Source organism: Corynebacterium tuberculostearicum SK141 (assembly GCF_000175635.1).
Classification (GTDB): domain Bacteria; phylum Actinomycetota; class Actinomycetes; order Mycobacteriales; family Mycobacteriaceae; genus Corynebacterium; species Corynebacterium tuberculostearicum_C.
Window position 1 is genome coordinate 1 of record NZ_ACVP01000011.1, and the last position, 9517, is coordinate 9517.

Below are 9517 nucleotides of genomic sequence, written 5' to 3' on the forward strand. Positions count from 1 at the left end.
CCTACCACTGTCGAGCGTTCTAAGCGCTTGGCCACGATCATGATGGCGGTCGACAAGCTGGATTTGGGCAGTTTCACCGATACTGACATTGATGTGTTTGGTGATGCCTACGAGTACCTGCTGCGCATGTATGCCTCGAATGCAGGTCGCAGTGGTGGTGAGCACTTCACCCCGCAGGAAGTTTCTGAAATCCTGGCTGCTATCGCCGTGAATAGGCGCTCGACGATTAGGCGTGCATATGACCCGTGTACGGGCTCTGGCTCGCTGCTTTTCCGTTTTGCCAAGGTCTTGGGCATCGACAACATCACCGACGGTCTTTACGGCCAGGAGATTAACCCGACAAACCATGCTCTAGCGCGCATGAACATGTTCCTGCATGGCGTGCCGTTTGAAAAGTTCGACATCAAACGTGGCGACACGCTGGAGAATCCTCTTCATCTTGAGGTTCAGCCTTTCGATGCCATTGTGTCTAATCCGCCCTACTCGCAGAAGTGGCCAGGTAAGGACGATGTCACACTCATTAATGACCCGCGTTTCGCTCCGGCTGGAGCATTAGCCCCTAAAAGCTACTCTGACCTGGCATTTACCATGCACATGCTGCACCACTTGGAAGAAGACGGTGTAGCTGCAATTGTTGAGTTCCCAGGCATTTTGTACCGAGGTGGTGCCGAAAAGACGATCCGCCAGTACCTCGTGGACAACAACTTTGTAGACGCCGTTATCCAGCTGCCACCGAATCTGTTTTTTGGAACGTCGATTTCCACGGTCATCTTGGTCCTCAAGAAGAACCGTGAGACTAACGATGTGCTGTTTGTGGATGCAGCCGCACATTTTGTGAAAAATGGCGCGAAAAACACGCTGAATGAGGACAATCAGCAGGCAATCTTGGATCTCTACTTCAACCACGAAGCAGTAGAACACCAGGCGGAACTTGTCTCAAACGATGATATTGCCGCCAAGGATTACACGCTGTCCGTCAACTCCTACGTGGAGAAGGAAGATACCCGCGAGAAGGTAGACATTGCCCAGCTCAACGCAGATATCGCGCGTGTATGCACTGAACAAGAAGCGTTGCGTGCACGGGTCAATGAGATCGTAGCTGAGCTTGATGGCGGGGAGGCGTAAACAATGACGACGTTAACGCAGCTCATCGAGCAGTACTGCTCCGATGGCGTGGAATACGTGAAGTTGGGGGATGTGGCGACTGTTAAGGCTGGTTCGTCAGTCTCGAAGCAAAAGATCGCTGAGAGTGCTGGGATCTACCCCGTTATCAATAGTGGTAGAGAGCCTTTAGGGTTTATCGCAGAGTTTAACTCGACCGATCCAATTGGTATCACTACGCGGGGTGCTGGTGTTGGCTTTGTATCTTGGACAGAAGGTCCTCATTTCAAAGGGAACCTAAACTATAACGTCAAGGTGAACAGCGATATCGTTAGTGACCGCTTCCTGTTCTTTACTCTCAAAGAGCATGGTCAGAGTATTCGAGATTTGTGTTCATTCGCAGGTATTCCGGCGTTGAATCTCAAATCTATTAAGACTCTCGCTTTCCCCCTCCCGCCGCGTGAAGTACAGGATGCCATTGTTGAGCGACTGGACGCATTAGCCGCCCTCATCGAGAGCCTGGATTCAGAGATTGCGCTGCGTGAGAAGCGTTTTGAGTACTTCCGTGAGCAGCTGTTGACCTTCGATGAGTCAGATGGCGTGGAGTACGTGAAGTTGGGGGAAGTTGCTGGGTATTCTCCGCTGCGCGTGGATAGTGCTGATTTGAACGCGGATACGTTTGTTGGCGTGGATAACCTGTTAAAGGATCGTGGCGGGAAAGCTCTATCTGAACATGGTCCCAATACTAAAAGATCTACTAAATACCAGGTAGGGGACGTGTTGATAGGTAACATTCGCCCATATTTACGGAAGATTTGGCATGCCACCAATGAGGGCGGTTGTAGCGGAGATGTTCTAGCGATTCATCCCTCAAAGGTGGACGCTCGTTTTCTGTATTGGACTCTTTTTGGTGACGAATTCTGGCATTACAACAACAATTTTTCTCGTGGCGGAAAGATGCCTCGTGGTGATAAAGCTGCCATTCTTGCCTATCAATTCCCCCTCCCTTCTCTGGAGGTTCAACAAGACATCGCTGACAAGCTCGATACCATGCAAGCTCTTATCGACAACCTGAAGAAAGAGCGTGAGCTGCGTAAAACCCAGTTCGAGTACCACCGCGAGAAGCTGTTGACGTTTAACTCTTAGATTCCAAGGATGTGTGCCACGATGACTAACCCGTATGCTTCCACCGGCTCGTCGTCAGTTCCGATTGCGGCGAGTGAAGACGCGACTGTGGTCGCTGAGTATTCGCCTACCGCAGTACCTAGTGCTGCGTATCAATCAGAGGCAGCGCTCGAGAATAATCTCATCGAGATTCTTACCTCGCAGGGGTATCGTCGGGTGTCCTGTCGGGATGAAAAAAGTCTGCTGGCCAATCTTAGAGGGCATTTATCGCGCTTAAATGACGTCGAGTTCACTGATGCTGAGTGGAATCGACTATTGCAGGAGTTCATCACTCCGCATGATGACGATGTGCTTGCGAAGACCAGGCGTATCCAGCATGAGCGGGCGGTGTACACGTTTACCTTTGATGACGGTACTCGTGAGAATATCCGGCTCATTGATTTCGACAATCCGCATAACAACGTCTTTGAGGTCCTCAATCAATACGTTGCGCCTACTACTAATCCAGCTCATCGCACGAATCGTTATGATGTCACGATTCTCATCAATGGCTTGCCTATCCTGCAGTGTGAGTTAAAGAAGCGTGGTGTTGACCTCAAGCAGGCCTTTAACCAGATTGGTCGTTACTCGCGGGATAGCTTTTCCACCTCGTCTAAGCTTTTTGATTATGTGCACGTCTTTGTGATTTCTAATGGCTCATTGACGAAGTACTATTCCAATACCACCCGGATATTGGCGCGTAAAAGTGCTGATGAGACGACTTCTACACGGGTTATGAAGTCTAATTCCTTCAAGTTCACCATGTGGTGGTCGGATGCGAAGAATAGGCGGATTGCTGACTTAAGTGATTTCGCGAGAACCTTCCTTGCTCGTCGCAGCTTGTTTAACATCATTGCCAAGTACTGCGTGCTTGATACCAATGATGTGTTGCTTATTATGCGCCCGTATCAGATTGTGGCCACAGAGCGCATTGTCACCAAGGTGCTTGCCGGAATTCACAATCGCACGCTGTTGGGCACGGTTAATGCTGGTGGTTATATCTGGCACACGACGGGGTCAGGAAAGACATTGACCTCGTTTAAGACTGCGCAGTTGGTCGCGCAGTATCCAGAGGTGGCGAAGGTTATCTTTGTTGTTGACCGCCAGGATCTGGATTATCAGACCATGAAGGAGTACGACAAGTTCGCTAAAGGTGCTGCTAATGGCAATAATTCAGCGAAGGTGTTGCGTGGTCAGCTCCTTGATGATGAGTGTCAGATTATCGTCACCACGATTCAAAAGCTCAATCATCTCACCGGCGATAAAGAAGTCTTGGATGTCTATGACAAGCACGTGGTCTTTATCTTTGATGAGTGCCACCGCAGCCAGTTCGGCTCAATGCACAAGCGCATTGCCAAGCGTTTTTCTAAGGCCGCGATGTTCGGCTTTACTGGCACGCCTATCTTCCACACGGTGGAAGATGAGCACAAGCGCCACAACGTTCTTGCAGTTCCAGAGACCACTGAGCAGGTCTTTGGCCCTAGGCTGCACACTTACACCATCATGGACGCGATCCGCGATGACAATGTCTTGCGGTTTAACATTCAGACCTATGACACCATGGCTGCGAATGTCTTAGAGGATGTAGAAGCTGCAGGCATTGATCGTGAGAAGGCGCTGTTGGCCCCGGATCGTATTGCAAGCGTGGTTGACCACATCCTTGATAACTTTTCCCGGCATACATCGCGTTCTTCGACGTACTCGCTGACCGTACAGGACTATGACCCAGTAGCGTTTAAGAAGGGTGTGGATACTCAACGAACTGTCACAACGGTCAGTGGTTTTAATGCCATGATGGCAGCAAGCTCTATTCCCGCTGCACAGGCCTATTACACGGCCTTTAGGGAGCACATGGCTACCAGGCCACCGAAGGAGCGTTTGAAGGTCGCTACCATTTTCTCAGCGGCTTCTGGAGAGCAAGAAGTCTTTGATGATGAAGGCTTCCTCGATGGCGAAGACTTTAGCGCTGATGCTCTTGGCGTGGATGACAAGGCGTTTTTGGCAGCAGCTGTCGAGGACTACAACGAGCTATTCGACACGAACTTCTCGGTCAGCGATAACCAGAGCTTCCAGAATTACTACCGCGATTTATCCCAGCGGATGAAAAACCGCGAACTGGACCTGGTCATCGTGGTCAACATGTTCCTAACGGGCTTTGATGCCCCAACACTCAACACGTTGTATGTGGATAAGAATCTGCGCCGCCATGGCCTTATCCAGGCATTTTCGCGCACAAATAGGATTCTTGGCTCGAAGAAGGTAGCAGGCAATATTGTCTGCTACCGAAACTTGGACGACGAGATCGAAGAGGCTATCGCCCGCTTTGGTGATGCTGAGGCCTATAACGTTGTTGTCTTGCAGTCTTATGACTTCTACCGCAATCTCTTTGTGGATGCGGTAGATAAGCTGCGCGAGATTGCAGCTCCTGGGGAAATCCCAGAAAGCGAGAAGGTGCAACGTGAGTTTGTTAAGCAATTCAGCACAATTTTGCAGCTGATTAACACACTCGATATGTTCGCTGAGTTTGATGCTGATGACACACTGTCTCGTCGTGATTTCCAAGACTATCAGTCGGTTTACCTGCATCTTCATGACACGATGACGCACACCAGTGAGGGTGAGGTTATCGATATTGTTGAGGACTTAACCTTCGAGATTGCACTGGTGGGCAAGTACGCTGTGGATGTGGACTACATCCTGGAGCTGGTTATGCAGCTTAAGGATGCGCGCGGCAACTTGAAGGAGGAAGACCGAGAGCGAGTGCAGCGAGAAGTGGATTCTTCGCCAAGCCTGCGTATGAAGTCTGACCTCATTGAGGCCTTCTTGAGCCAGCTACAGGGGGAGAGCACCCCGCAGGACTTCTATGAGATGGCCAGCAAGAAGTTTGTTAGTGAACTTGACACCGTAGTCAAGCGCTTTAATCTCAAGCGTGAGGAGACGTATCACTTTGTCACGCAAGGCATTGCTGACGGTCGTTTAAGTGCTGCTGGCATGGGTGCTGCGCGTATTATGCCAGCACAACGACGCTTTGGGCGGGCAACAACGACGACAGTGTCACGCGATGAGGTAGTAGCTGAGCTCAATCATCTACTAGAGCGCTTTGCCGATATCATCGGCTCGGATGTGTTAGTGAGTCAATAAAAGAAGGACCGCCTGAGCATCACGGGGGTATGCTCAGACGGCCCTTCTTCTCTAGAGACCACCGGGGCCCTATCGGGGGTTGTAGGCCTCACAAAGTGGCAGATGCAGTATGACACGGGACACAACCCTTAGCAACCGCTAGAAACCTCCGCTTTCGGTTCAATTCTTCAGGCTGTATAGCTAAGCCTAAGCTCCACTATGCAGGTGTAAAACAATGGCTAATCCAAGCCAATGATACGGCCAAGACGCAGGCGCAACCCTGCGTAACTGTAGGGGGTACCGTACATTTACTCCTGTGTGGAGGTATTCAGTATCTAGGTAAAACGATTTGTAGGTAGTACGACGAAAGCGGTCATTATGCCTTCGTAAAGGTTCGCCGCATGGCACACTTATCTTTAAATGTTCCCACCTTGTTCAAGGAGTTTCCCGATGGATGTATCTGATTTCTTTGCAAACGACAATCGAGCCGCGGACAAAGCTCAAGAGGCTTACCAAGAAAGTATCGAAGAGGTTTATCGAAATACTCCAAGCAGCGGTCCTTTTTCGAACTGGGACGGCGTCGATCTTCTATGGCACATGTATCAGTGTGATGCCAAAACCGATAATTCGTTCCCCGAGTGGGCGATGGAAGTCTTGACTGACGTATACAGGGCAACTCCAAGCAGCGGTCCTTTTTCGAACTGGGACGGCGTGCTCCGACTGTGGGACATGTACCTTAGCGACAAAGAAAATGGTTATGAGTTTTCCTCGTGGGCGATGGAAGTCTCGACTGACGTATACAGGGCAACTCCAAACAGCGGTCCTTTTTCGAACTGGGACGGCGTCGATCTTCTATGGCGGATGTACTTAGGAGACGGGAAAACTGAAAGTAGGTATGTCGACTGGGCGATGGAAGTCTTGACTGACGTATACAGGGCAACTCCAAACAGCGGTCCTTTTTCGAACTGGGACGGCGTGCTCCGACTGTGGGACATGTACCGTGCTGACCCTGACTTCGACAGCTTCTATGACGATTTCCCTTCATGGGCACAAGCGGAGCTCAGAAAGTAACGTTTGCTTAGGGTGTACCCTATTGGCTGCTGTAGGCGGATGCGGGACTGTAAGTGGAATCTCTCTATAGATATTGAATGGGGTCTTCTCGTATAGGAAAACCCGAAACAGGGGAACTACACATGAATGCTGTATCCAGCGATGGAGGTATAAACTCTCGAAGAGTATTAATATTCCCCCGTTTGGGAATGCAATTTAGGCGGTGGGTTCGGTACCTCTCGTAACCCACACGTCAGCCTCCCAATCCAAGGGGCAGGAATATGGAGTAGAGGACACCAGCTCCCGGAGCTGATGTTGATAGTCGAGGTACTTCTCTCGGTCGAGCTTTGACCAAGCATTCGGCCATGGTGGGCGTTTTACTCCTGCGGCAGCAGCTTCGTCGTAAACATACTTATCAACCGGGACGTGCAGGTAGCCATAGGCCTGCTGCACATGGGGGTGATCCAGCACCGCAAGATACTTCAAGGTCATATTCAGCCACTTTTGCGCCTGGCCGTAGTGGAACGAGGTGAATCGTTCTGGGGCAGGAAACCGGTCGAAATAGTCGCAAGCGTCTGTGCACCATTGATCATGGCGCTCATCGAAGTCTTTCTGCGAATCGCAGGTGGCTAAATTGGCGACAAACGCTCTAAGTGAGCTGTGGATGTAGTTCTTGATTGTGTCTTTGGCAGGGTGAGTACCAAAACCGTGGATAGTGCGGCGAAGATCTGCGTAGGCGCGTCGAGCTACTTTATCGACCACTCGACTACTGGTGATGTCTCCGGTAGCTACTTCCGTGCCGAAATAAAACGCAATCAAGCTCCGACGTTGCTCCGCTGCATCCATCAGGACAGTCACCTCCAACGTGCATTCTCATCACCGCTACATACAGGAACGATAGTATCAATTACCTTCGGGTAAGATTTTCAAGGCCGACGAGTTGTTCTCGCTATGGGAGCACAGTCGAAGCTCGCTGGACTTTATCGAGTGGGTTGAGCGCTACTCGGAGATTCTGCGCTCTTCAGCCCTGCAACGGGTCCGCAGTAGTGAGGAAATTGATACCGCTATGGAACTATTCCAGGAATGGGAAATGGATAGGAGCGGCGAAGAATTCCTAGATTGGGTCTATTCGCAGTAACCACTGACCGGATCTATCCTCGGTTTTGGTGCACTTTGCAAGTTCCTGCATGCTCACCATTGATAGACGCAGAAACGGACCACAGCTCGCCGAGCTCTTCCTCATACTCTGCCGGGATAGGAATGTACGACGTGAGGTATGTGCCGCCCACAGGGGATGAAATTTCAATCTCAGGAGAACCGACAATTTGAACAAAAGCTCTCTTCATCCCGTTGCGTTCATCGCGTACGTTCACGGTTCCGTTCTCAAACTGGATTCTTAAAGAGTAGGAGTAAGCCATGTTTTTATACGGTGCAAAGAAAAACGTTGCTTCTTTACCGTTAAGGAGATCGGCGTTTTTTAACGTATAGAAGCCGTCGGTGGTCCGCACTGTCCGAGACTCACAGCCCCAAGCGGACTCTTTAGGAAGCCTGCTGGACACATCTTCACCGGCCTCAGTGATGGTTTTGAACTCAATATCGTCAGGAGATTGCGTTTCAAAAGCTTCATATTGGCTGGAATCAGAACATGCAGCCAAGGAGAAAGATATAACTGCTGCGATAGCGATAGAGATAGAGGTTTTTAACACCCCACATTTATACCAATCTGCAACTAGACAATTAGGAATGGGGGACGATGGGCCGCGCTGTGCATATACCTAATTAGGTGGGGAGACTTTTCCTTTTATGTCTATGGATGAATGCGTAGAAAAGATTTTCAGGCATTAAATAACGGTTTCTATAAGATGGAGTGTCTATGACCGGAAGTAAAGATGAATCTCAAGCCGCACAAGAAAACAAAAATTCCCCTGCGAAGCAAGAAAATACTCCGCAGCAATCCGGAGAAAAGAAGGCTAAGTTGAAGCAGCCTCATCAAGCAACGAACGATTTAAAATCGATGCTGTTTTTAATTGTCTTTCACCTCGTTACACAAGCCCTCAATCGCTTATCTTTAAGACGTCCGTCCAAAGCGACCTACATAGAAGCGCAAACTGATGAAACTCCGTGCAAAAGGAAAGACGAACCCATGGGGAAGCGAGCAAGGACATATCAAATCCTTAGTATAAGTATTGTTGTGCTCTCTGTCCTTCCTATCGGCCTCGATATTTGGTATATAGTTCAGCCTTATAGCGATGAAAAAGTAGTTCAGCTGTGCAGCGATGGAAAAGTAGTTCAGCTGTGCAGCGATGGAAAAGTAGTTCAGCCTTACAGCGATGAAGAAGTAGTTCAGCTGTGCAGTGATGGAAAAGTAGTTCAGCTGTGCAGCGATGAAAAAGACTTTTCGGGCGCTCTATTTATAGGGGGGATTCTCCTTTTTTGTAGTGGCATGTTCCTAAGTAGAGCTTTCTGGATGAATAAAATGCACGAGCGGGGCTATCAAATTACGAATAACCCAGACGATTATGCCTTAGAAAGAACTACGGGCTTTGCTTGGACAATTTTAGTTCTTATGGCGGTGCATGGGGTTTGTACTGGCACTTTGCCTGGGGAGGGGAGCCTAGCCACGGTACAAAAATGGATTGTTGCTCTAGCTCTTTGGACTCCAATTGTCAGCATTGTTGGTTCAAGCTGGGGAAAGCTAAAAGCAAAAAAGCCTAACGGGGACAAAATTATTTGGCCCCATGGCCTTTTGGACAATTGCTTTTGGTCCCGTTTGTTAAGGAGGAATAAAGGGAGTAAATAGACGTTATGGCGGACATTGTTCATGAAGCCTAGGACACGCACCTGTGCGCCTTGTTTATTGGGGCGCACGGGGATACTGGAGACTACGAGTACGCACTAGACGCCGCCAAGCGCTTGCAGGTAATACAGACAGGGTTGCCTTCTACTTCCCCACTGGCCCGCGACGCCGGCATGCTCGCTAAGTTTGTGCGCGCAGCACAAAGGAATCAGTCTCAACAACGGCCCGCAAATAATCCCGACGAACTTCTAGACTTAGCCACCAGTCTCAAAGAAAGGTTGGAAG

7 protein-coding genes are annotated in these 9517 nt (G+C 49.7%); 5 read left to right on the forward strand and 2 right to left on the reverse strand.

The window, feature by feature from the left end:
* The 4 genes from CORTU0001_RS03435 to CORTU0001_RS03455 form a co-directional block, all read left to right on the forward strand.
* Nucleotides 1-1125, forward strand: a 1125-nt coding sequence (locus CORTU0001_RS03435) for a type I restriction-modification system subunit M (protein ID WP_005327402.1), incomplete at its 5' end; no start/stop codon positions are given.
* Nucleotides 1126-1128: 3 nt separating this feature from the next.
* A complete protein-coding gene (locus CORTU0001_RS11390; protein ID WP_005327403.1) occupies nt 1129-2247 on the forward strand; it encodes a restriction endonuclease subunit S in 1119 nt (372 codons plus the stop codon).
* A 21-nt stretch (nt 2248-2268) separates the two neighbouring features.
* A complete protein-coding gene (locus CORTU0001_RS03450; RefSeq protein ID WP_005327405.1) occupies nt 2269-5406 on the forward strand; it encodes a type I restriction endonuclease subunit R in 3138 nt (1045 codons plus the stop codon).
* A gap of 429 nt (nt 5407-5835) precedes the next feature.
* The gene (locus CORTU0001_RS03455) at nt 5836-6456 is read left to right on the forward strand and encodes a hypothetical protein (protein WP_005327407.1); all 621 of its coding nucleotides are present in this window, start codon (nt 5836-5838) and stop codon (nt 6454-6456) included.
* 195 nt (nt 6457-6651) lie between these two features.
* Here the strand turns inward: CORTU0001_RS03455 and CORTU0001_RS03460 are convergent, their stop codons facing one another.
* Nucleotides 6652-7281 carry a hypothetical protein gene (locus tag CORTU0001_RS03460; RefSeq protein ID WP_005327409.1) on the reverse strand — a complete coding sequence of 210 codons (630 nt, stop codon included), beginning with the start codon at nt 7279-7281 and terminating at the stop codon, nt 6652-6654.
* Nucleotides 7282-7586: 305 nt separating this feature from the next.
* Nucleotides 7587-8141: a hypothetical protein gene (locus tag CORTU0001_RS11705; RefSeq protein ID WP_157749114.1), complete on the reverse strand. Its 555-nt coding sequence runs from the start codon at nt 8139-8141 to the stop codon at nt 7587-7589.
* Nucleotides 8142-8308: 167 nt separating this feature from the next.
* Here CORTU0001_RS11705 and CORTU0001_RS03475 point away from each other — a divergent pair, with 167 nt between their 5' ends.
* Complete coding sequence (locus tag CORTU0001_RS03475; RefSeq protein WP_157749115.1) at nt 8309-9235, forward strand: hypothetical protein; 927 nt, start codon at nt 8309-8311, stop codon at nt 9233-9235.
* The last annotated feature ends 282 nt before the right edge of the window (nt 9236-9517 follow it).